Raw genomic sequence first — 19865 nt, forward strand, 5'->3', positions numbered from 1 at the left:
AACGGCGTCCACCGTGAAATCGAGGAGTCACAAGCCGGGCCATCGGGCACCAATTCGGACATAATCGACGAGCCCGTCTCCGACGCCTCACCGCCCGAGGACCCGCCGATGCACCGGATCACCCGTCGCACGTTGCTCGCCGGGCTCGGCGGTGCCGCCCTGGCGGCGTGTACCGCGCCGCGGCCGGCCGTGCCGACGACGGACGGCGCCGGCCCGAGCGTCTCCGCCACCCCGGTGCCGCCGGTCACGGTGAACACGGCCGTCGGGCCGGTGGTGGTGCCGGGCGAGCCGGTGCGCGTCGTCACGCTGGACACGGATGTCCTCGACTCGGCGCTGACGCTCGGCATCACCCCGATCGGCGCCGCCCGCCCGGCCGCGGACGGCCACTTCCCCGACTACTGGCCGGCGTCCCGGGTCGCGGCGATCGCGTACGTCGGCCCGGCGGGCGCCCCGGACCTGGCCGCGATCCGGGCGCTGCGGCCGGACCTGATCCTCTCCAACCAGATGCGGGACGGCGACCGCTACGGCCTGCTGCGGGAGCTCGCGCCGACGGTGCTGACGCAGACCACCGGAGCGCCGTGGAAGGCCGACTTCCAGGTGCACGCCCAGGCGTTGGGCCGGGAGGCGGCCGCGGCGGCGTTCGTCGGTTCGTATCAGCGGCACGTGGCGCAGGTGCAGCAGGCGCTGTCGGCGGCGAAGGTGTCGGGGCAGCGGGTGAGCCTGCTGCGGTTCGTGGAGGGCGGGGGAGTCCGGCTGTTCGGACGGCAGAGTTTCCCGGGCTCGGTGCTGGCCGATGCGGGGGTCGGACGGCCGGACGCGCAGAACGTCGACCAGTCCGACTTCGAGATCCCGCTCGACCAGATCGGGAAGGCGGACGGCGACCTGCTGCTGTACGCGACGTACGGCAATCCGGATCTGGCGGGCACCAACGCCGTTCTGGCGAGCGCGGGTTGGCAGGGCCTGGGGGCGGTGCGGGCGCACCGGGCGTTCCCGGTGGACGACCAGTTGTGGTTCCAGGGGATCGGGTACACCGGCGCCAACTTCATGTTGGACGACCTGCAGCGCCTCCTCAGCGCATGAGGCAAGAGGACTGATCACGATTCAGCCAGCGCGCTAGGCGGCTGACCTGCGATTCCGCCACAATGAGCCCCGCAAACGTACACATCGTCCCGGGGGAAACACAGTGTCAACTCCCATAGCCCCGCCAGCCCCTGCCCGCAAGGGGAAGGCGGCCGCTCTCGGCTGGATCATCAGCATCGCGTTCAACGTCGTCGCACCGATCCTGATCTACAACCAGCTGCACGACCACGGCTACAACGAGTCCACCGCCATCCTGCTGTCGGGCCTCGGCCCGGTGGTCGACAGCGTCATCTACCTCGCCTGGCACCGCCGGATCGACGAGTTCGCCGTGGTCTCGCTGGTCTTCGTCGGCCTGTCCCTGGTCGTCGCGCTGATCGGGCCGCAGGACCCGAGGATGCTGCTGGCCAAGGACTCCTTCGTCTCGGGCCTGCTCGGCGTGCTCTACCTGGCGTCCCTGGCCGCGCCGCGGCCGATCATGTTCTTCTTCGGGCGCAAGTTCGCCACGGACGGCACGCCGGAGATGATCGCCTGGTGGAACTCGATGTGGCAGTACCCGGGCTTCCGCCAGGTCCAGCGCAACCTGACCATCGTGTGGGGTGGGGTGTTCGTCCTGGAGGCCGTGCTGCGGATCGTGCTGGTCTACACCCTCTCGCACGGCACGGTGGTGACGGTCAACAACATCCTTCCGTACGCGGTGATCGGCGGCCTGGTCTACTGGACGATCGCCTACGCCAAGCGGGCCAGCGCCCGCGGCCGGGCCGCGGCCGTCGCTGCTGCCGAAGCCGAGGCCGCGACCGCCGCCGCAGCGGTCTGACCGAGCGGTTCGGGTCATTCCGAACCGGCTGAGGCGCCTCCTCGGGGCACGACACCCGGCGCTGCCCTGCACGCGCCGCCCGCGTAGCGGGCCGGGGAGGTGCCGACGGCGGCCGTGAAGTCACGGGTGAAGTGGGCCTGGTCGGCGTAGCCGAGATCGGCGGCGAGCGCGGCCAGGTCCACCTCGGAGCCCGCGTCCGCGCGTTCGGCGGCCTCGTGGAGGCGGGCACGGCGCAGCACCCACTTCGGGGAGGCGCCGACGTACTCGGCGAACAGGCGCTGGAGCCGGCGGAGGGTGACGCCGAACTCCCGCGCCAGGTCGTCGACCCGGCGCAGGTCGGGCGAGCCGGTGATGCGGTCCACCACGGCGGCGACCTCTTCCGCGACCGGGTCGGGCGCGGGCAGCCGGGGGCGGAGGAACGCGTCGGCCAGGGCGGCGGGGTTCTCGGGCGCGCCGAGGATCTCCTCATTGAGCCGGTCCGTCTCGGGCCCGAAGAACTCCGCCGCCGGGACGGACCGGTCGGCGAGAGCGACCACCGGGCGGCCGGCGAGCGGCCGGAAGGCCCCGGGCCGGAACTTCACGCCCAGCACATGCCCGGCCCCCTCCAGCCGGCGGACGAAGAGCGACCGGTCGACCCCGTAGACGCGGGCCCGAGGCGCCTCGAACACCAGATGGACGTTCGGGTGGGCGAGCACCTTCTGCTCGTACGGGGGCAGGCCGCGGCGGTCCCAGCGGACCAGCCAGTAGAACTCGACGAACCGCGCCACCTCGGGGTCGGGCGCGAGCCGGTCCACGCTGATCGCCTCCGCCGCGCGGGCGGGGTGCAGCACGCCGCGTCCGAGGCCGGGAGAGTCCATACGCCAAGGCTAGGGGCGGCAGAGCTAGGGCCCGGTTGTCGCGTTTCTTCAAGACCCGGCGCCGCCGCCCGGAGCAGCATCGACCCATGAACGATCACCCGCTGTACCCCTTCCTGAACCGCGCCGCGACGGTCGCCGCGCGCGTCGCCGCCGCCGTCCCGGCTGGCCAGCCGCTGGACGGTCCGACGCCCTGCACGGACTTCGACACCCGCGCGCTCGTCAACCACTGGGTGCTCTACACCTCGCACGGTCTGGAGCACCGGGCGCGGCGCATCGAACTGCCCGAGGAGCTGATCGACCGCGACTTCACCGCCGACGCCGGCTGGCCTTCCGCCTACGCCGCGCAGCTGGACCGCGCGGTCGCGGCCTGGTCCGATCCCGCCGCCTGGGAGGGGGACGTGGATCTCGGCGGATCCCCCGTTCCCGCGGCGGGCATCGCCCGGATGCTGATCGCGGAGCTCGTCCTGCACGGCTGGGACGTCGCCCGGGCGACCGGCGGGCGGATCGAGGTCGACGAGGAACTCGCGCTGCTGGTGCTGGAGATCGTCGAGGAGAACGCGGAGTTGTACCGGCAGTACGAGGGCTTCGCCGAGCCGGTGGCGGTGCCGGAGAGCGCCCCGGCGTTGGACCGCGCGCTGGCCGCCTCGGGGCGCGATCCGCGCTGAGGCACGTCCGACCGCTCAGTGGTCGCGCTGCAGTGCCGCCCGGAGCTTGGCACGGAGCAGGCGGACGGCGGGCGAGTGCTGGTCGGGGCGGGCGACGAGGCCGAGGCGGGCATGAACGGCGGCATCGGCGAGGGGGATGACGCGCAGGCCGTCACCGGCGACGGCGGCGGGGGTGAGGACGGCCACGCCAGCGCCGCGTGCGGCGAGGTGGAGCAGGGTGCTGGGGGAGCTGGCGTCGATGTCCACGCGCGGGTCGAGGCCGAGCTGTTGGCAGGAACGGTCGTAGGCGGCGCGGATGCCGGTGCCCGGGGAGAGGCAGAGGACCTTCGAGGAGCGGAGGTCGGCGATGGTCAGCGCGTCCCGGTCGAGGGGGTGCCCGGGCCGGACGACGGCGACGATCGGCTCGTCGACGAAGACCGCGGCGTCCAGGCCGGGGTCCGTCTCGCCCGCGAAGCCGATCAGGGCCAGGTCGAGGGAGCCGGAGAGGACCTGGGCCTGGAGGACGTCGGAATCGCCCACCTCGTGCAGGCTCAGCACGATGCCGGGGTGGGTGCGCCCGAGGTCGGCGACGACGTCGAGGAAGGGCGGGATCGAGCAGCCCATGATCATGCCGAGCCGGATCCGGCCGCGGACGGCGTCGGCGAACTCGGCGGCGGCGTGCTGGATGGCCTCGAAGGTGGCCAGGGCGTCCTTGGCGAGCGGCAGGATCGCCTCCCCGGCCGGGGTGAGGCGGATGCCCCGGCCGGAGCGGTCGAGAAGTTGCTGGCCCAACTCGCGTTCCAGCTTGCCGACTTGGGTACTGATACCCGACTGGCTCACGTGCAGGCGCGCGGCGGCGGCGGTGAAGGAGCCCTCGTCGACGACAGCGGCGAAGTAGCGCAGTTGATGCATCTCCATAATTGAGGATGATAGCTCGCATCTTATCTATCTGTTGGACGGATGGACGGGACGGCCGGGAACATGGAGGCATGACGACGACGATGACTGCGCGTGAGATTGCCGAGACCTACTTCGCCGCTTGGCAGGCGGGCGACTTCGAGACGCTGCGAGGGCTGCTGGCGGACGACGTGGACTTCGCGGGCGCGCTCGGCACCGCGTCGGGGATCGACGAGGCGCTGGCCGGGCTCAAGGGCCTGGGGCAGGCGCTGGAGAAGATCGAGGTGCGCGTCCGGGTCGCGGAGGGCGATGACGTGATCACCTGGTTCGACCTGTGCACGAGCATCGCGCCGCCGGCGCCGACGGCCAACTGGATGCACGTGGACAACGGGAAGATCGCCCGGATCCGGGTGACGTTCGACCCGCGTGAGCTGCTGGCGGGGTTCAGCCGCTGAGCAGAGGTTGACGGGGGGCAGGAGGGCCGTGATCGCCGGGGGCGGTGACGGCCCTTTCTGTTTTGGCTGCCCGCCTCGGGTCAGTTGCCGTCTTCGGGCGGGGTCGCCCTGAGGGCGGTGACGACGCCGAGGGCGACGGTGGCGATCGCGAGGGCGAGGAGGACGGCCAAGGCCGTGCCGATCAGGACGCGCACGGGCCGTCCTGGTCGCGTTCGACGTCGAGGAGGAGGGAGAGGAGGTTGAGGAGGGTGGAGGCGGGGGCGGTGTTGAAGCGGACGAGGACGCGCCCGTCGATGGTCTCGTCGGTGCCGGCGGAGGGCCAGATAAGGCCGAACTTCCTTCCTCGCTCCTGGACTTCGGCGAGGAGCGTGCGGATGTGGTCGTCGGTGTAGTGCCGGATCCGGGGGTCGGTCGGCAGCATGGGGCGGCGGTTCTTCATCAGGCGGCGTCCATCTCGAACCAGACCAACTTGCCACGCTTCTGGGGGTCGACGCCCCAGCGGTGGGTGAGGCCCTCGACGAGCTGGAGGCCCCGGCCGTACTCGGCGAGTTCGGAGAGCGCTCGCCGCTCGGGGAGGGCCCTGCTCTCGTCGGCGACGGAGACGCGGAGGGTGCGGTTGACGGCGAGGATGTTGACGACGGGCGCAGCCGTGCCGCCGTGCCGCCACGCGTTGACGATCAGCTCGACGAGCGCGAGTTCGGCGTCGGAGATGGCGGAGGGCGGCCAACCGACGCGGGTCATCGCGTCGGTGAGGGACTGGCGGGCGATGGCGAGCGAGGGCGTGTTGAGGTGACGCATGGGGAACTCCCGTGGCGTTGGTGGTTGTTGACGGATACGTCACCGTGAGCCAGGCCAGGCAGATGGGCATGGCTGCTCTGCGGTGCGACGGAGAAGCGTTACTGACGATCCGTCGGATCGATGTGACATCGACCATAGCGCACCGTGGTCTTCAATTTGAGACTCTTGCTGAGCGTTCCCTCTAACGTGGCTGCCGACGCTCCCATGACCTGCGGCACACTGATCTCATCACCCGCAGAGAGGACGCCATGGCCCTTCGACCGAACCCAACCCTGCGCCAACGGCGGGTGGGGACCGAGCTGCGGAGGATGCGGGAGCAGGCCGGACTGGGCGGCAGCCAGCTGGCACGCGAACTCGGCATCCACGCCGCCCAGGTCACACAGATGGAGAGCGGGAAGAGCGGAATCAGCGTCGAGCGGCTGCGGACCATCGCCGCCGTGTGCATGTGCACCAACCAGGCCTTGATCGACTCCCTCGCGGAGATCGCTGCCGAACGCGGGAAGGGCTGGTGGGAGGAATATCGCGGAGCTGTCTCCACAAGCCTGCTCGACATCGCAGAGCTCGAAGGCACCGCGAAAGGACTCACCACCTACACGATTACGTTCGTTCATGGGCTATTGCAGACCGAGGCCTACGCCGCCTCGGTCTTTGCACGAGCCATTCCGCCCCTCCCCCGCCACGAAGTCGACGTGCGGACGGACTTCCGCATGAGGCGGCAACGCATCGTCCACCCGAACACGACACCCATCCGCGCATTCATCCACGAGGCTGCGCTCAGGATGCAGTTCAGCGGCCCGAAGGTCCTCTCCGAACAGCTCGATGCACTCATCAACCACGCCGAGCGCCGGGAGATCTCGATTCGCGCGGTACCGTTCGACATCGAGTCCCTGCCGGGTCCCAGCGAGAACTTCACCTACGCGGAGGGAGCTGTGGCCGAGCTGGACACGCTTCAGATAGACACCAGCCACAGCAGTCTGATCTTCGACTCTCCCGCACAGCTCGCGAGTTATCGCGAGATGCTCAGGCGGATGTCATCCGTTGCGCTCTCGGAGGAGGAGTCACGAGACTTCATCTGGCGCATCAAGAAGGAGATCGACAGCAAGCATGGATAGTTCCGCATGGCAGAAGTCCAGTTACTCCGGCTCAAGCAATGCATGTGTCGAGGTCCGGACGGTCAGCGGGATGGTCGAACTCCGCGAATCCGACGAGGGCCACCTCGTTCTCCGCACTCCCCCCAACACCTTCGCCGCCTTCCTCCAAGCCATCAAGGCCGGCGAATTCAACCACCACGTTTAGCAGCCCCCAACGGCCCCTCGCGCTCACCCGCGCGAGGGGCCGCAACTCCCCACCACCCAAGCCGTGGAGGCCTGCAATGCCTGAGTCCGGTTGGCGGAAGTCCAGCTACTCCGGGGCAAATGACACCTGCGTCGAGGTCCGCACGGTCGACGGAATGATCGAACTCCGCGAGTCCGAAGAAGGCGACATCATCCTCCGCACCACCTCCACCAACTTCGCCACCCTCGTCCAGAGCATCAAGGCTGGCGAGTTCGACCATCACGCCTGACCAGCCCTCCGGTCCTCGTGCCTATTCGCGCGAGGACCGGAACAACTCCTCCAGGTGGTGAGCCAGGATCGCCAGCGCCGCATCGCCAGTCCGCTGGCCTCCCAACACACTTGAGCCGAGGCCGTTGACCATCGCCAGCAGCCCGGCGGCGGCCATCTCCGGATCCTTCCCCTCGTCGATCTCGCCGGCCTCCTGCGCAGCGCGGATCTGCTTGGCGAGGAATCCCTCCAGCAGTTCAGGCTGGGCCCCGGGCTTCTCCACCATCTCCGGATCCGTGAGCACCAGCGCGTAGTACGCCCCATAGGTTCTCGTGATCCGGCGGCTCTCCGGATCGGTCGGCAGGATGCAGGACAGGATGGCCGTCACGATCCCGCGCGGTGTGGGCGGGGAGCCCGCCGCACCGATCCACTGCTCCATGCGGGCCTGGAGCTGGGTGCCGAGCCTGGCCAGCGCGTCCAGAAGCAACGCTTCCTTGGTCCCGAAGTAGTACTGCACCAACCGCAGGGAGACACCGGCCTCCGTCGCGACCGCCCGCATGCTGGCCGACCGCAGGCCCTGGGTGTCGGCGATCCGCAACAGCGCCTCGGCGATCTGTCGCCTGCGTTCCTCGTGATCGACCTTCGCTGTCATGACGGAACCTCCCTCTCCTGATACACCCGTATCATGCCTGTGATACACATGTATCATGCGAATCAGCGAGTTCAGGAACGCCAAGGCCGAAGACCGGTTCCGCACCGCCTACGAGCAGACCCTGACGTCCCTGTGGCCGGGCCCGCGGACAACGCTCGACATCCCCACCACCTTCGGCGTCACCCGCGTCTACCGCACCGGGCCGGAGACCGGCGACCCGATCGTTCTGCTGCCCGGCTCCGGCGGAAACGCGCTGATGTGGCACCGGTACATCGACGACCTCGCCGAGAACCACCCGGTCATCGCCGTCGACACCGTCGGCGAACCGGGCGCCAGCGTCCAGACCAGCCCCATCGCCGACGGCCGCGACGGTGCCGCCTGGCTCGACGAACTCCTGACCGCCCTGGAGCTGACGGCCGCCCATGTCGTCGGCTGCTCGTACGGGGGCTGGCTGGCGATCAACCACCAGATCCACCACCCGGGCCGGATGGCCACCCTCACCCTGGTCGACCCCGCCGGCCTCGCCGACGTCGGCCGACGCTTCTACACCTGGCTGATCGCCGGCGGCCTCGCCTCCGCCGCGCCGCGTCCGTTCCGGCCCCGCCTGGCCCGCCTGGTCGGCAACAGCGCGATCCTGGAGACCGAACTGATGGGCCTGGTCCGCGCGTCCATGGGATTCCGCCGCGCACTCCCCCTGGCCTACACCTTCTCCGACGAGGAACTACGCAGCCTGCACGTCCCCTCGCTCTTCCTGCTCGGCGCCCGCAGTGCCCTGCACGACTCCGCCCAGGTCGCCGACCGCATCCGCCGCCTCGCCCCCTCTGCCCGGGTGGAAATCGTCCCCGACGCCGGCCACGCCCTCCCCGCCGACCAGCCCACGCTGGTCACCAACCGCATCCTCAACACCGCTTCACAGAAGCCCAGTTGAACTCGCCACACCCCAGGCGCCTCCTCGCTCTCCCGCGCGAGGAGGCGCCACAACACCCGGATCCCTCATCCATCGGTCGGGCACGGGACCACAGGGCCGTGAATCCCACGAGGCGGACACGGCACCAGCGCCCGGTGGACGAACATCCCGGACGCCAACCAGGCGGACCACACCACGTCGTTCCCCTGCTCCAACTGTCCCCGGGCCGACTCCCGCCGGGTGGCCACCGATACACGATCGACCGCATGCGCGCCCGAGGTACGCCACTCCTCCACCAGCCAATCCACCGCGTCCGTCGGGTGCGCGAACGTCCTGAAAGCACGAGCCGGCTTCAACAGCCAGTGGTGGACCATCATCGGTGGCCGGTCATCGCGCCTGAACAACACCACCGGCCGTTTCCGGTCGGCGATGCTCGGGTGGGCCGGATCGAAGTCCTGGGGCTCAGGCCTCCGCCCTTCCTCGTCAGCCAAGTCCACCCCTCGCCCGAACCATCCGTATCCGTGGATGTGCCGTTGCATCGTGCGCCTCCCTGCTCCCCCTGAACGGCGTGTCGGCGGCGGCCCTGGCCGTCCACCACACCCACGTGGCGGACGGCCAGGGCTACCAGGGGCTGATCAGACGGCGGTGTCGAACCGCGCCGGGTCGATACCGGCCCTCTCCAGCTCGGCCGTCGTGAAGCGGAGTTCCGCGCCAGGACGCTTCGTGTCGCCCATGACCCACAGGCCGCCCGCGACACCGGGCACCTCGGTCAGGGTCGCGCAGGTCTCGTGGCCGACTGCTGGTTGCCCCCGCACGCCTTGTAGGCGCGCAGTCCGTCGGGCATCTCGATCTCGTACAGGTTGACGTCGCGCATCGTTCGAATCCTCCTGTGGATGTCACGGCAGGTGCGCCTGCGCGAACGACGCTACGAATCGGCCGAGGTCTGTCTCCAGGAGCTTCTACGAACTTGCGCCGGTTCGCTCAACCGAGTGCGTCGATGGCCGAAGTGATCAGCTTCCGAGCGGCAGCGCCATGGACCGCGATGGCCGACAACTCGGCGAACGCCCGGCCGTACTCCTCGATCTCCCGCGGCTGCGTCACCGTCAGATGCGCGGACACCAACTCTACGTTGACCTGCGCCTCGTCGTACATCGTGAACGACTCGACCGGCCAACCGGCACCACGCGAGGCACCGAGGGGAATCACCCCCAGGCTCACCGAGGGCAGGGATGCCGCCACGATCAGGTGCCCGAGCTGGCCCGCCATGACCTCCGGGCCGCCGATCACCGTCCGCAGGACCCATTCCTCGACCAGGACGGCAAAAGTGTGGCCTCCCGTGTGAAGGAAGCGCTGCCTCTCCATGCGGACGGCCACCGCTGCGGCCACGTCGTCGGGAACGTCACGCAGGGACACGATCGTGTTCAACACGGCGGTGGTGTAAGCCTCGGTCTGGAGAAGCCCGGGCACCACCCAGGACTGGTAGACACGGAAGCGCCTCGTCCTCTCGAAGAGCGGTCGCACCGCCTCCTGGGCCCGCCTGAGCCCTGAGCGCTCGGTACGACGCCACTCGACGTACATGCCGTCGATGCCACGAGCGGTGGCAATCAGGTCGGGCGCCTGCTCGGGAACACCACAGTGCAGGGTCCAGACACGGATGTCCGCATCGGAAGGAGGGGTTCTGCCGTGTTCGATCCGTGAACACTTCGACTCGTGCCAGCCCGCCAACGCGGCCAGCGCCCGTGCGGTGATGCCGGCATCCTTCCGGATCTCGCGCAGACGCTGACCGAGGGCGTGCTTGGCCTGTTGAACGCTGGAGGACGACGGGGTCGGGGACACGAACGCAACCGGAGCGATCAGGCGAGCACGTAGTCCTGGTGCGGGACAGCCCGCTCCCATACCGCGGCGAACGCCGACGCGCAGAGCTTCACGACTTCCGGGTCATCGGTGGTCTCGTCGTCCACGAAGTCCCCGTCGCCGCTGAAGTGATGGATCACGGCGACTCGGTCATCGATCAGCCAGAAGTCGTTGCCCGGCAGCGGCAGGTCCGTCGTGCGGCGTCGCGGCAGCCATCGGACCGCCTCCCCGGAAGCAACGTTCCTGAACGTGATCTCGTGCTCGAACCTGACGTACTCACTGACAGGCTCGGACACAACCCGGGCACGGCGCACCTCCACGCCCCGCGCGGTCGCGTCGGCGACGAGCTGAAGCCACGGGCTCCACCAGGACGCGCGATCGGACCGGTCGTCGCGATGGCCCGCCTGCCAGCGCAGATACAGCGGATCGTCCCGCATGTACCCGTCCCTCAACTCCAGATGGACAGCGGATCGACGGCAGGAACGCAGCAGGTCCTCAAGCGTCGGCTCAGCTGCCACCAGTCACCTCCGGGAAGAACTGCATCATGCGACGCGGGAACTCGATCACGGTCTCGTGCTCGGGGATGTCCATCTGGGCCAGCCGCTCGGAGTCGAGCACCTTCCAGCCCTGCAGAAGATAGTTGCCCGTCGCGTCGTCGTAGTAGACGGTCGGGGACTTACCCTCGGGGCTCTCGGGATCCTTTCCGAGCATGTGCAGTGCCATAGCGGCAACCTCTCTCGCTTCGGACGACGAATGCTGTGCCCAAGTTTTAGCCCAGGCGCCCACTTGCCCTATCAACTTGCGGAAACTTGCACGTGGTGCGAGAGGCCCCGACAGCGCAGGAAGTCGGACGGGCCGACTTCGTGCGCACGAAAGGAACCGTTCTCAGCGCGGTGGATGCTCCTGGACGAACTCCCGGTATGGCTGGGCGTGGTGGAACGCAGCGTCCCAGCCAACGGGCGTGCTCGACGACGATAGCCGAGTCGGTGATGATCTCGGCGCCCAACAGCTCTCCGGCCTCGGTGAAGTGCAGTACGGCAAGAGTGGGGGAGTCGAGGAGCCAGAAGTCTCGATCCGGCAAGCACAGGCTGTCGGCGGTCGCGCGGTCCAGATACCGGATGTCTGACGCCCGCCGCGTCGATTCTCCGCACTACTTGCCACGCAGCAGCGCGGTACGGCTCCTTTCCAGCCAAACCAGCGGACCGCTACCGAAGGCACCCATTGCGCAGGAAGTCGGCTGGCCCGACTTCCTGCGCATGGAGCGAGAGACAGGCCGCGGTCTAGAAGTACTCGGCAGTGCACGGCACCGGCTGGTTCGACAACTACGCTCAGAGCCTCGAAGCCGTCTGGGCCCGCGCACGGCCCTGGACGCCAGTCCGGGAGGGAACCCTCCGCGCATGGGCAGGACCGAGTACTACAACGACCCCAACGCCCCCAAGGCCAACACCCTCATCCCCGCCAGCAACCTGCTGGTCGTCGACGACAACGGCGCGATCCTGCTCCAGCGCCGTCGCGACACCGGCCAGTGGGCCCTACCCGGCGGCGCTCAGGACATCGGCGAGACCGCCGCCGAGTGTGCCGTACGCGAATGCCTGGAAGAGACCGGCATCGTCGCCGAGATCACCGGATTCCTTGGTGTCTACACCAACCCCAACCACATCGTCGCCTACACCGACGGCGAGATCCGCCAGCAGTACGAGAACACCTACATCGGCCGTCCCATCAGCGGACGGCCGACGATCAACGACGAGGCCGACGGCGTCCGCTACGTCCAGCCGGCCTACCTCGATCAGTACGACATCCACCCAAGCATGCGCCAGCAGATCGGCGACTACCTGGCCGGCACCTACCCTTACCTCGGCTGACACGCCAAGGCCGCCTCAACCCGCGCCACCACCCGGTCTCGGCAGAACCTCCGCGCGCAGGAAGTCGGACGGGCCGACTTCCTGCGCAGGGGCAGGCTAGAAGGGCTCCGCCGCCTGGAGGAGGCGGGGCGGGAGGTAGGGGGACTCGACGCGGATCGTCCAGCCTCGGCGGCGGGCGTGGCAGGTGAGGGCCAGGATGCCGAGGTCGAGGGCGGCGTCGGATTCGTCGGCGCGGTCGGCGACCGCGTAGTGGGCGCGGTGGGCTTCGAGGGCGTCGGCGAGGGCCAGGTTGAAGGATTCCTCGTCGCCGTCGATGAGCTGGGAGAAGAGCACCACTCCGGGTGCGTCGCCGTACTCGCGCAGGGCGCGCTCGGTGGCCGGCCGCGGGTCGTCGCCGCGGAAGTAGTCGTGGAGGGCCTGGCTGTAGGCGGGAACGTCCCTCGTGATCGTGCCGGGGCCGGCCAGGACCACTGCGGCAAGGTGCTCGCGGATGCCCGTGATCAGGGCGAAGTCGAGGGCGGTGTGCCAGTCGACGAGGCCGACGCCCATCGGGAGGCCGGCCGGCTCGCTCCGGTTGCGGCCGTCGATCGTCAGCCCGACCTCGGTGCCGGGCTCGGCGCCGGCCAGGCGGAACGCCGCGGCCCCGATCCCGGAGCCCAGGCGCACGTTCGCGAGCTGGGCGTCCGTGGCGTCCGCGGTGTGTGCGGCGCGCTTCTTGAGGAGGATCTCCTGGTAGTGCAGGGCGCTCCTGAACCGCCCCTTGGCGATCGCCTCCTCGGCGGCTTCCTCGAATCTCGCTTCGAGCTCCGGGGTCAACTCGGCCGGCGGACCAAGCCGTTCGATCACCAGCGGAGCTGCGGCCAGGGCGGCCACCGCGTCCGGGCGGCAGTCGCGGCCGAAGGCGCCGACGCGCGGGCCGGCCGTCTCGAAGCCGGTGACGAGCGCCCGCGGGAGGTAGCCGGTGTCGACGGCCGGCGCCCAGCCGAGGCCTCGGTACGCGAGCGCGGCCAGGGCGAGCGGCAGGAGCGGGAGGAGGCTGTCCGGGCGGCTCCCGGACGCCTCGCGGTGCGCGAGCAGGAGGGCCGTCAGTCCGGCGTCGAACGCCTCCCGGTCCTCGGCCATCAGCGCGCGCAACGTCCGAAGCGCCACGGTGTACCGGTGCTCCAGACGCTCGGCCCCGATCCGGTCCAGCGCGGCCTCGACGGCGGCGAGCTTCTGCTGTGCGCTCGGCGGGTAGCTCTCGTCGTCGACGTAGTTGAGGACGTGGACCAGGAGGCCGTTGACGAGTTCGACGGCGGGGTCGCCCTCCGCGTCCTTGCCGAGCTCGTCACGGGCGAAGCCGATGGCCTCCCCGTGCCGGTCGGCCTGGTCCGAGAGGATCACGAGACAGAGCGCGTCGATCAGCTCCCACGACGTGATCCGGGACCGCTCCTCCTCCTCGTCCCTCTCCTCGGCCCCGTAGCTCATCCCGAAGTTCACATAGCTCAGGCTGATCTGGAAGCGGTCCCACCCGTGGTACACCGCGTACGCGACGGCCCCGGCCGCGGCCTCGGTGGCGTCCGCGAGGACGGCCTTGGCCTCCGGGGTGTCGAGCTCGGGCGACTCGACGGAGAGCGCACCGAGGTACTCCAGGAACTCGTCGGCGATGAACTGCCACTCGCGCGAATCCATCCGGGTGCCGTTCGAAGCGGCCCGGATGTGCCGCCCGATCCTGCTCACGAAGTCCTCGCGCACCGCCGAAACCGACGACTCGCCCACCTGGTGACGCTCGATCCGCAAATCCCTGCTCCTTGATCACTGACCTGGCCTCCAGCCTAGGCGCGAGGTCGGACACCGAACCCTTCCCCGGACTCCGGGTCAGGAGCGGCGTCCGCAAGACCGATCGACGGACGGGCGGGGCGCTCAGGCCGGTGGAACGACGTCGCGATCGTCCTGGCCACCTCGGCCCGCTGCCGCGCGCTGCAGCCGGTCATGAGGCGCTCCAGACGGCGCAGCACCAGAACGTCCCGCCAGGCGCGGATCGCTCCGCTCACCACTCCGCACAGCAGGACACCGGCCAGGGCGAGCGTGGGGTTCATCGAACGGCCTCCGCGCGGGACAGGAGAGTGAATTCCGTGCTGACGTCGAAGTCGTCCTCGTACGCGCAGAGGCCACGCCGCCTGAGGACGACGGCTCGGCCGCCGATCATGGCGGTCTTCGAGGAACGGTGGAACGTGGCCGCCTCGGCCACGGGGAGACCGTCGGCCACGCCGTGCGCGAGCAGTGCGGCGAAGAACGCCTCAAGGCCGTCACCGCAGCACCATTCGATCACCAGGTCGGATTCGCCGTGCGTGTAGCAGTTGGCGACTCCGTGCGTGGCCGCCGCTCGATTCACCAGGCCGGGACGGCGCAGAATGCGGCTCAGCAGCAGGTCGCGCACCTCCGGCAGGCCGTCCCAGGGGCCGGGCCGACTCCAGTTGGCGGACTTCTCCGCCTCGACCTTCAGGGCCGGGTTGTCCACCTCCAGCACGACCTCCTGCGGAAGCGGATTCGGCCGCCGGAGCGAGACGCCGTCGGCCCGCGCCAGGATGATCCGGGCCGGGAAGAGCACGCTCTGCGCGATGAACTGCCCGTCCAGCAGGCGCGATCGCGCGCCGGGGACTCCCCGCAGTGTGCGATCCTCCAGATCCCAGCGCGGCAGCAGCTCGCCCACCGCTTCGTCGGCCATCTCCGGATCGAGGTGGAGCGTCAGATCGTCTCCGCTGCAGGTCGCCTGCACAACGCCCAGCACCGAGCCGTTGCACTGGCGGTCCCCGAACGTGTTGGCCAGGGTGTGCACCACCATCGCCTCAAGGCGTCGCTGAGCCGGGCTGGCCGCGTCAGGAATCGGATCCTTGACGAAGACCCGCACTTGCTTGGCGAGTTCACGCGCCCGCCACAGCTGAAGGCCGGTCAGCTTCTGAATGCGCCTGGCCAGGCGTGCCACGTTGTCCGACGAGGACATGCGAATCCTTCCCCCCCAAAGGGCCGTCCGGCTACGGCTGGAGAGACAGGTCGATGCCCTGCGAACAAACGGGAAGACACGACTGCGGGCGACTCTCAAGAGCCCTTTACCCACCCCGGACCGCCGGTGACCGAGTGCGTGAGCGTGTGGCCGCATCAACGCAACAAGCGTACACCGGAGTCGCGTTGGCGCCCAGGAGATCTCAGAACCGCAGGTCCATCCGCTGCTCGACCGTGTCGAGGCCGAACTTGTGAACCGGGCGGGAGACAGTGAGCTCGAAACCCGCCTTCGCGTACAGGTGGTGAGCAGCGTCGAGGCCGGCGATCGTCCAGAGCAGCACGCCCTCGTACGAACGGGCGCGGGCCTCGTCCAGGGCCGTCTCCAGCAGCCGCCGGCCCAGGCCCCGTCCTCGGGCGACCGGGTCGAGGATCACCCACCGCAGCTGACCCCAGCCCGGGCGCTCCTCGGCCCGGACGAGGCCGGTCGCGCCGACCACCCGGCCGCCGAGCTCGGCGACCCACAGGCGCCCGGGTGCCGTGCCGCCCTCGCGGGCGCGGGCCAGCACCAACTCGGCCATGCCCGCGGCGACATAGGCCTCCATGGTGGCGTCCATGCCGTACTCACGCGTGTAGAGGACGCCGTGCAGGGCGGCGACCGCGCCGAGGTCGCCGGGGCGGTCGGCCTCGCGGATGATCGCCGGTTCGTGCGCCGTGGTGGCCATGGCAGCACCCCTTTCCACTGAAACGCTCGGAACGGCTTCCTCCACGCCGCGCTCGACCGAAGGGCCGTGCTCGACTGACTCCGTTGAACGGTAGCCCTACTCCGTGACCGCCGTCGCGGCGCGCCAGGTGGCGGCGAGATGGGCGGCCTTGGTCTCGAAGTCCGGATCCCGCCAGCTGCCCGGAAGACCCACCAGCACCCCCAGGTCGTACGCGCCGCGGACCCGGTGCGTGACCCGCACGACCTCCGGCCCGCGGTGCCTCCGGGCCCGAAGGCCTCAACCCTCCTGCGGCGGCCGGCGGCGCAACGTCAGCAGCAGCAGGACCGCCGCCGTCAGCGCCGCCGACAGGCGCAGCACGCCCGGGGCCGACGCCCACGTCATCTGGCCCAGCTGCGAGCCGGGCTGGAGGCCGCCCTGGCCCTGCTTGGCCTGCTGCATCCGGTAGAAGGTGCTCACGCTCATCGTGATCAGTGGAATGCCGAGGATCACGAACTTGCGGGTGAAGTCGGAGAGTTGGCGGGAGAGGTAGCCGAGACCCCAGCCGGCCAGCATCGCCGGGAAGAAGCCGGTGACGGCCCCGCCCGTGAGCAGGCCGGAGGCGAGCAGGAGCAGCGGGGACGGGCGGCGCCCGGCGAGCACGCCCTTCTTCGGCGACGCATCCGAGGCGCCCTTCGGCGTCTTCACCTTCTTCGCCTTCACCGCGGCCTTCGGCGCCTGCGGCTCGGCGAGCGGCGTGTCACCCTCCGCCGGGCGCTGCTCGGGGATCGGCTTCGGCGGGGCCGCCGGGGCGTCCGAGAAGTTGAGCATCACCAGGTCCCAGCCGCCCGCGCCCGAGTGGATCACCTGCGGCGGCGGGACGGCGTCCGGGTCGGGCGTGCCGGACGGCTCGCGCGGCGGGTCCAGCGGGACGGACGCCATACCGGGCACGCCGGGCGCCGTCGCCGCGTCGTACACGCTGTCCGCGTCATCGCCACCCGGGGCAGCACCGGAAGCGGCTCCGGAAGCGGCTCCGGAAGCGGAGCTCCCCGACCCCGCACTCCACGGCCCGCTCCTGCGCCACCACTCGCCGTCCGTCATCCCCGACACCCCGCCTCGCCCGTACCCGGCCCAGCCCACCGCACAGCTCTCGGCCGTGACGCTACCCACCGTGCCCACGCCCACGCGAGTCCGGACACCGGGACCGCGGCCCATCCCCACCGTCCCCGCACCCGACTAACCTAGGTCGAATGACCACACAGCAGGGCCCCCAACGCACCGGCAGGTCCACCGCCGGCCCCCGCACCCTGGCCGAGGAGCTGCGCGCCCGGCCGGACGACGGTCTCGCCGCCCTGCTCCGCTCCCGCCCCGACCTGCTGAACCCGGTGCCCGGCGACCTCACCCAGCTCGCCGCCCGGCTCTCCTCGCGCGCCTCCGCGCTGCGCGCCCTCGAACGGCTCGACCGCTTCACCCTCCAGGTCGCCGAGGCCCTGGCCACCGCCCCGGACGGCACCACGCTCACCGCCGTCCGCACGCTGCTGACCGGCCCGGCCAAGGTCAAGCCGCACCCCGGCGCCACCCCGCTCACCCCGGCCGAGCGGTCCGCCGTCGCCGCCGCGCTGCCCCGGGCGATCGCCACCCTGCGCGACCGCGCCCTGCTCTGGGGCCCCGACAACGCGCTCCGCCTCGTCATCGCCGTCCGCGAGGCGCTGGCCCCCACCGCCGCCAACCCCGGCCGCACCGGCCTCGGCCCGACCCTTGCCGACGCCACCGCCGGGATGTCCCCGGCCCGGCTCCAGCAACTGCTCGCCTCCGCCGGGCAGCCCGCCACCCCCGACCCGGTCACCGCCGTCGCCGCGCTCACCGCGCTGCTCACCGACCGCGCCCGCTGCGACGCCCTGCTCGCCACCGCGCCCGAGCCCGCCCTGCGGCTGCTGGAGAAGCTGGTCTGGGGCCCGCCCACCGGCACCGTCCCGGACGCCACCCGCCCGGTCACCGCCGAGGACGCGCAGAGCCCCGTCGAATGGCTGCTGGCCCGGGGCCTGCTGCTGCCCACCAGCCCGGGCAGCGTGGTGCTGCCCCGCGAACTCGCCCTGCACCTGCGCGGTGGGCGCACCCACCGCACCGTCGAACCGCACCAGCCCGAACCCGCGCCCGCCACCGCCCCGCGCGATCCACAGGCTGTGGACGGAGTCGCCGCGGGCCAGGCCCACACCGCCGTCAGGACCGTCGAGGAACTGCTCGACCTCTGGGGCCTCACCCCGCCCCCCACCCTGCGCGCCGGCGGCCTCGGCGTCCGCGACCTCAAGCGCGCCGCCCAGGCCCTGGAGACCACCGAGCAGCAGGCCGCCTTCTGGCTCGAACTCGCCTACACCGCAGGCCTGCTGGCCCCCGACGGCGAAGTCGACGAGTGCTGGGCCCCGACCCCCGCCTACGACACCTGGCGCCAGCAGGACACCGCCGACCGCTGGACCGTCCTCGCCACCGCCTGGCTCGCCGCCACCCGCGTCCCCGCCCTCACCGGCACCCCCGACGGCAAGGGCAGGCCGCGCGCCGCCCTCGGCCCCGAACTCGACCGCACCCTCGCCCCGTCCGTGCGCCGCGCCGCCCTCGCCCTGCTCGCCGAACTCCCGCCCGGCACCCCGGCCACCGCCGCCGAACTGCTGCCCACCCTGCGCTGGCAGCGCCCGCTGCGCGGCGGCCCGACCGGCCCGGACGGCCACGAGCTGCGCGACGACCTCACCGCCTGGACCCTCACCGAGGCCGAACTCCTCGGCATCACCGGCCGCGGCGCCCTCGCCGCCCCCGCCCGCGCGCTGCTCACCGCCGAGGCCGACCCCGCCCAGGTGCTCGCCCCGCTGCTGCCGCGGCCGCTGGACCACGTGATCCTGCAGCCCGACCTCACCGCGATCGCCCCCGGCCCGCTGCTCACCCCGCTCGCCCACGCGCTCGCGCTCTGCGCCGACATCGAGTCCAAGGGCGGCGCCACCGTCTACCGGTTCACCCCGGTGTCCGTCCGCCGCGCCCTCGACGCCGGGCGCACCGCCGCCGACCTGCGGGCCTTCCTGGAGCAGCACTCCCGCACGCCCGTCCCGCAGCCGCTCAGCTACCTGATCGACGACGTCGCCCGCCGGCACGGCATCCTGCGGGTCGGCGCCGCCTCCTCGTACCTGCGCTGCGACGACCCGTCGCTGCTCGGCGAGGTCCTCGCCGACCGCCGCTCCGCCGACCTGCGGCTGCGGCTGCTCGCCCCCACCGTCCTCGCCTCCCAGGCCGCCCCGGACGTGCTGCTCGCCGCCCTGCGCGCGATGGGCTACGCCCCGGCCGCCGAGTCCGCCGAGGGCGACGTGGTGATCACCCGTCCGGACAGTCACCGCACCCCGCCGCGCACCGCGCCCGTCCCCGTCCCGGACGGCCCGCCCGCCCCGGACGACGTCCTGCTCGCCGCCGCCATCAAGGCCATCCGGGCGGGCGACCGCGCCGCCACCGCGGCCCGCCGCGAGCCCACCGCGGACCCGCGCCAACTGCCCCGCACGGCCGCCGCGGAGACCCTGGCCGCCCTCCAGACGGCCGTCCTGCTCGGCGAGCGGATGTGGATCGGCTACCTCAACGCCGAGGGCATCGCCAGCCAGCGGATCATCGACCCGGTCAAGGTGGAGGGCGGCTTCGTCACCGCCTTCGACCACCACGCCGACGAGCTCCGCACCTTCGCCCTGCACCGCATCACGGGCGTCGCGGAGCTGGACGAGTAGGACCCGGCGCCTCCGGCCCGTTCGCGTCCGGCTCAACCGCTGGTCACGAGCGTGCGGTTGCGACCCGT

26 protein-coding genes are annotated in these 19865 nt (G+C 71.1%); 10 read left to right on the forward strand and 16 right to left on the reverse strand.

Going from position 1 to position 19865, the window contains the following annotated elements:
- The first annotated feature begins 108 nt into the window (after nt 1-108).
- The gene (locus F7Q99_RS11060) at nt 109-1080 is read left to right on the forward strand and encodes an ABC transporter substrate-binding protein (RefSeq protein WP_195911035.1); all 972 of its coding nucleotides are present in this window, start codon (nt 109-111) and stop codon (nt 1078-1080) included.
- Between the two features lie 103 nt (nt 1081-1183).
- Nucleotides 1184-1894 carry a VC0807 family protein gene (locus tag F7Q99_RS11065; protein ID WP_195911036.1) on the forward strand — a complete coding sequence of 237 codons (711 nt, stop codon included), beginning with the start codon at nt 1184-1186 and terminating at the stop codon, nt 1892-1894.
- Between the two features lie 14 nt (nt 1895-1908).
- Here F7Q99_RS11065 and F7Q99_RS11070 read toward each other — a convergent pair whose 3' ends face one another.
- A complete protein-coding gene (locus F7Q99_RS11070; protein ID WP_153461082.1) occupies nt 1909-2751 on the reverse strand; it encodes an AraC family transcriptional regulator in 843 nt (280 codons plus the stop codon).
- An 86-nt stretch (nt 2752-2837) separates the two neighbouring features.
- On the opposite strand from F7Q99_RS11070, the gene F7Q99_RS11075 reads away from it, so the two are divergent.
- A complete protein-coding gene (locus F7Q99_RS11075; protein ID WP_153461083.1) occupies nt 2838-3416 on the forward strand; it encodes a TIGR03086 family metal-binding protein in 579 nt (192 codons plus the stop codon).
- A gap of 15 nt (nt 3417-3431) precedes the next feature.
- On the opposite strand, the gene F7Q99_RS11080 is transcribed toward F7Q99_RS11075, so the two are convergent.
- Nucleotides 3432-4313 carry a LysR family transcriptional regulator gene (locus F7Q99_RS11080; protein WP_153461084.1) on the reverse strand — a complete coding sequence of 294 codons (882 nt, stop codon included), beginning with the start codon at nt 4311-4313 and terminating at the stop codon, nt 3432-3434.
- Nucleotides 4314-4384: 71 nt separating this feature from the next.
- Between F7Q99_RS11080 and F7Q99_RS11085 the strand changes: the two genes are divergently transcribed.
- Nucleotides 4385-4747, forward strand: a complete 363-nt coding sequence (locus tag F7Q99_RS11085; protein ID WP_153461085.1) for a nuclear transport factor 2 family protein — start codon at nt 4385-4387, stop codon at nt 4745-4747.
- Nucleotides 4748-4928: 181 nt separating this feature from the next.
- On the opposite strand, the gene F7Q99_RS11090 is transcribed toward F7Q99_RS11085, so the two are convergent.
- Entirely contained in the window at nt 4929-5186 is a 258-nt protein-coding gene (locus tag F7Q99_RS11090; RefSeq protein WP_153461086.1) for a hypothetical protein, read from the reverse strand.
- Nucleotides 5186-5545, reverse strand: a complete 360-nt coding sequence (locus F7Q99_RS11095; protein WP_153461087.1) for an ATP-binding protein — start codon at nt 5543-5545, stop codon at nt 5186-5188. Before F7Q99_RS11095 ends, F7Q99_RS11090 begins: the two co-directional genes overlap by 1 nt.
- Nucleotides 5546-5832: 287 nt before the next feature.
- Between F7Q99_RS11095 and F7Q99_RS11100 the strand changes: the two genes are divergently transcribed.
- From F7Q99_RS11100 to F7Q99_RS11110, 3 genes are all read left to right on the forward strand, one after another.
- Nucleotides 5833-6657: a helix-turn-helix domain-containing protein gene (locus F7Q99_RS11100; protein ID WP_195911037.1), complete on the forward strand. Its 825-nt coding sequence runs from the start codon at nt 5833-5835 to the stop codon at nt 6655-6657.
- Entirely contained in the window at nt 6650-6841 is a 192-nt protein-coding gene (locus F7Q99_RS11105) for a DUF397 domain-containing protein (RefSeq protein ID WP_153461089.1), read from the forward strand. The genes F7Q99_RS11100 and F7Q99_RS11105 overlap by 8 nt, the downstream gene beginning before the upstream one ends.
- Before the next feature lie 76 nt (nt 6842-6917).
- Entirely contained in the window at nt 6918-7109 is a 192-nt protein-coding gene (locus F7Q99_RS11110) for a DUF397 domain-containing protein (RefSeq protein WP_153461090.1), read from the forward strand.
- A 21-nt stretch (nt 7110-7130) separates the two neighbouring features.
- Here the strand turns inward: F7Q99_RS11110 and F7Q99_RS11115 are convergent, their stop codons facing one another.
- Nucleotides 7131-7739: a TetR/AcrR family transcriptional regulator gene (locus F7Q99_RS11115; RefSeq protein WP_153461091.1), complete on the reverse strand. Its 609-nt coding sequence runs from the start codon at nt 7737-7739 to the stop codon at nt 7131-7133.
- 55 nt (nt 7740-7794) lie between these two features.
- Here F7Q99_RS11115 and F7Q99_RS11120 point away from each other — a divergent pair, with 55 nt between their 5' ends.
- On the forward strand, nt 7795-8667 hold the full coding sequence (locus tag F7Q99_RS11120; RefSeq protein WP_153461092.1) for an alpha/beta fold hydrolase: 873 nt from the start codon (nt 7795-7797) through the stop codon (nt 8665-8667).
- 614 nt (nt 8668-9281) lie between these two features.
- Here the strand turns inward: F7Q99_RS11120 and F7Q99_RS43610 are convergent.
- The 5 genes from F7Q99_RS43610 to F7Q99_RS43615 all read right to left on the reverse strand — a co-directional run bounded on the left by F7Q99_RS43610 (nt 9282) and on the right by F7Q99_RS43615 (nt 11581).
- Nucleotides 9282-9410, reverse strand: coding sequence for a hypothetical protein (locus F7Q99_RS43610; protein WP_407697766.1), 129 nt, complete (start codon nt 9408-9410; stop codon nt 9282-9284).
- 217 nt (nt 9411-9627) lie between these two features.
- A complete protein-coding gene (locus F7Q99_RS11130; RefSeq protein WP_326846529.1) occupies nt 9628-10482 on the reverse strand; it encodes a helix-turn-helix domain-containing protein in 855 nt (284 codons plus the stop codon).
- 17 nt (nt 10483-10499) lie between these two features.
- A complete protein-coding gene (locus F7Q99_RS11135; RefSeq protein WP_326846530.1) occupies nt 10500-11018 on the reverse strand; it encodes a DUF6879 family protein in 519 nt (172 codons plus the stop codon).
- Complete coding sequence (locus F7Q99_RS11140) at nt 11008-11223, reverse strand: hypothetical protein (protein ID WP_153461095.1); 216 nt, start codon at nt 11221-11223, stop codon at nt 11008-11010. Before F7Q99_RS11140 ends, F7Q99_RS11135 begins: the two co-directional genes overlap by 11 nt.
- Before the next feature lie 46 nt (nt 11224-11269).
- Nucleotides 11270-11581 (reverse strand): DUF6879 family protein, encoded by a 312-nt coding sequence (locus F7Q99_RS43615; RefSeq protein ID WP_407697767.1) that lies wholly within the window; start codon nt 11579-11581, stop codon nt 11270-11272.
- 316 nt (nt 11582-11897) lie between these two features.
- On the opposite strand from F7Q99_RS43615, the gene F7Q99_RS11150 reads away from it, so the two are divergent.
- A complete protein-coding gene (locus F7Q99_RS11150) occupies nt 11898-12365 on the forward strand; it encodes an NUDIX hydrolase (RefSeq protein WP_153461097.1) in 468 nt (155 codons plus the stop codon).
- 96 nt (nt 12366-12461) lie between these two features.
- On the opposite strand, the gene F7Q99_RS11155 is transcribed toward F7Q99_RS11150, so the two are convergent.
- The 6 genes from F7Q99_RS11155 to F7Q99_RS11180 form a co-directional block, all read right to left on the reverse strand.
- Nucleotides 12462-14144: an immunity 49 family protein gene (locus F7Q99_RS11155; RefSeq protein ID WP_195911038.1), complete on the reverse strand. Its 1683-nt coding sequence runs from the start codon at nt 14142-14144 to the stop codon at nt 12462-12464.
- A 35-nt stretch (nt 14145-14179) separates the two neighbouring features.
- Entirely contained in the window at nt 14180-14443 is a 264-nt protein-coding gene (locus tag F7Q99_RS11160) for a hypothetical protein (RefSeq protein WP_153461098.1), read from the reverse strand.
- A complete protein-coding gene (locus F7Q99_RS11165) occupies nt 14440-15348 on the reverse strand; it encodes a hypothetical protein (RefSeq protein ID WP_153461099.1) in 909 nt (302 codons plus the stop codon). The genes F7Q99_RS11160 and F7Q99_RS11165 overlap by 4 nt, the downstream gene beginning before the upstream one ends.
- Before the next feature lie 202 nt (nt 15349-15550).
- On the reverse strand, nt 15551-16069 hold the full coding sequence (locus F7Q99_RS11170; protein ID WP_153461100.1) for a GNAT family N-acetyltransferase: 519 nt from the start codon (nt 16067-16069) through the stop codon (nt 15551-15553).
- 96 nt (nt 16070-16165) lie between these two features.
- Entirely contained in the window at nt 16166-16309 is a 144-nt protein-coding gene (locus F7Q99_RS11175) for a hypothetical protein (protein WP_153461101.1), read from the reverse strand.
- 36 nt (nt 16310-16345) lie between these two features.
- Nucleotides 16346-17023, reverse strand: coding sequence for a hypothetical protein (locus tag F7Q99_RS11180; protein WP_153461102.1), 678 nt, complete (start codon nt 17021-17023; stop codon nt 16346-16348).
- Nucleotides 17024-17295: 272 nt separating this feature from the next.
- Between F7Q99_RS11180 and F7Q99_RS11185 the strand changes: the two genes are divergently transcribed.
- Entirely contained in the window at nt 17296-19797 is a 2502-nt protein-coding gene (locus F7Q99_RS11185; protein ID WP_153461103.1) for a helicase C-terminal domain-containing protein, read from the forward strand.
- Nucleotides 19798-19865 lie beyond the last annotated feature (68 nt).

This window comes from Streptomyces kaniharaensis, from assembly GCF_009569385.1.
In the GTDB taxonomy this organism is placed as follows: Bacteria; Actinomycetota; Actinomycetes; order Streptomycetales; family Streptomycetaceae; genus Kitasatospora; species Kitasatospora kaniharaensis.

Excerpts from the sequence above, each read along its gene's own strand:
- F7Q99_RS11060 (WP_195911035.1), top strand. The coding sequence starts at position 109 with ATGCACCGGATCACCCGTCGCACGTTGCTCGCCGGGCTCGGCGGTGCC.
- F7Q99_RS11070 (WP_153461082.1), bottom strand. The coding sequence starts at position 2,751 with ATGGACTCTCCCGGCCTCGGACGCGGCGTGCTGCACCCCGCCCGCGCG.
- F7Q99_RS11075 (WP_153461083.1), top strand. The coding sequence starts at position 2,838 with ATGAACGATCACCCGCTGTACCCCTTCCTGAACCGCGCCGCGACGGTC.
- F7Q99_RS11080 (WP_153461084.1), bottom strand. The coding sequence starts at position 4,313 with ATGGAGATGCATCAACTGCGCTACTTCGCCGCTGTCGTCGACGAGGGC.
- F7Q99_RS11085 (WP_153461085.1), top strand. The coding sequence starts at position 4,385 with ATGACGACGACGATGACTGCGCGTGAGATTGCCGAGACCTACTTCGCC.
- F7Q99_RS11090 (WP_153461086.1), bottom strand. The coding sequence starts at position 5,186 with ATGAAGAACCGCCGCCCCATGCTGCCGACCGACCCCCGGATCCGGCAC.
- F7Q99_RS11095 (WP_153461087.1), bottom strand. The coding sequence starts at position 5,545 with ATGCGTCACCTCAACACGCCCTCGCTCGCCATCGCCCGCCAGTCCCTC.
- F7Q99_RS11105 (WP_153461089.1), top strand. The coding sequence starts at position 6,650 with ATGGATAGTTCCGCATGGCAGAAGTCCAGTTACTCCGGCTCAAGCAAT.
- F7Q99_RS11110 (WP_153461090.1), top strand. The coding sequence starts at position 6,918 with ATGCCTGAGTCCGGTTGGCGGAAGTCCAGCTACTCCGGGGCAAATGAC.
- F7Q99_RS11115 (WP_153461091.1), bottom strand. The coding sequence starts at position 7,739 with ATGACAGCGAAGGTCGATCACGAGGAACGCAGGCGACAGATCGCCGAG.
- F7Q99_RS11120 (WP_153461092.1), top strand. The coding sequence starts at position 7,795 with ATGCGAATCAGCGAGTTCAGGAACGCCAAGGCCGAAGACCGGTTCCGC.
- F7Q99_RS11140 (WP_153461095.1), bottom strand. The coding sequence starts at position 11,223 with ATGGCACTGCACATGCTCGGAAAGGATCCCGAGAGCCCCGAGGGTAAG.
- F7Q99_RS11150 (WP_153461097.1), top strand. The coding sequence starts at position 11,898 with ATGGGCAGGACCGAGTACTACAACGACCCCAACGCCCCCAAGGCCAAC.
- F7Q99_RS11160 (WP_153461098.1), bottom strand. The coding sequence starts at position 14,443 with ATGAACCCCACGCTCGCCCTGGCCGGTGTCCTGCTGTGCGGAGTGGTG.
- F7Q99_RS11165 (WP_153461099.1), bottom strand. The coding sequence starts at position 15,348 with ATGTCCTCGTCGGACAACGTGGCACGCCTGGCCAGGCGCATTCAGAAG.
- F7Q99_RS11170 (WP_153461100.1), bottom strand. The coding sequence starts at position 16,069 with ATGGCCACCACGGCGCACGAACCGGCGATCATCCGCGAGGCCGACCGC.
- F7Q99_RS11185 (WP_153461103.1), top strand. The coding sequence starts at position 17,296 with ATGACCACACAGCAGGGCCCCCAACGCACCGGCAGGTCCACCGCCGGC.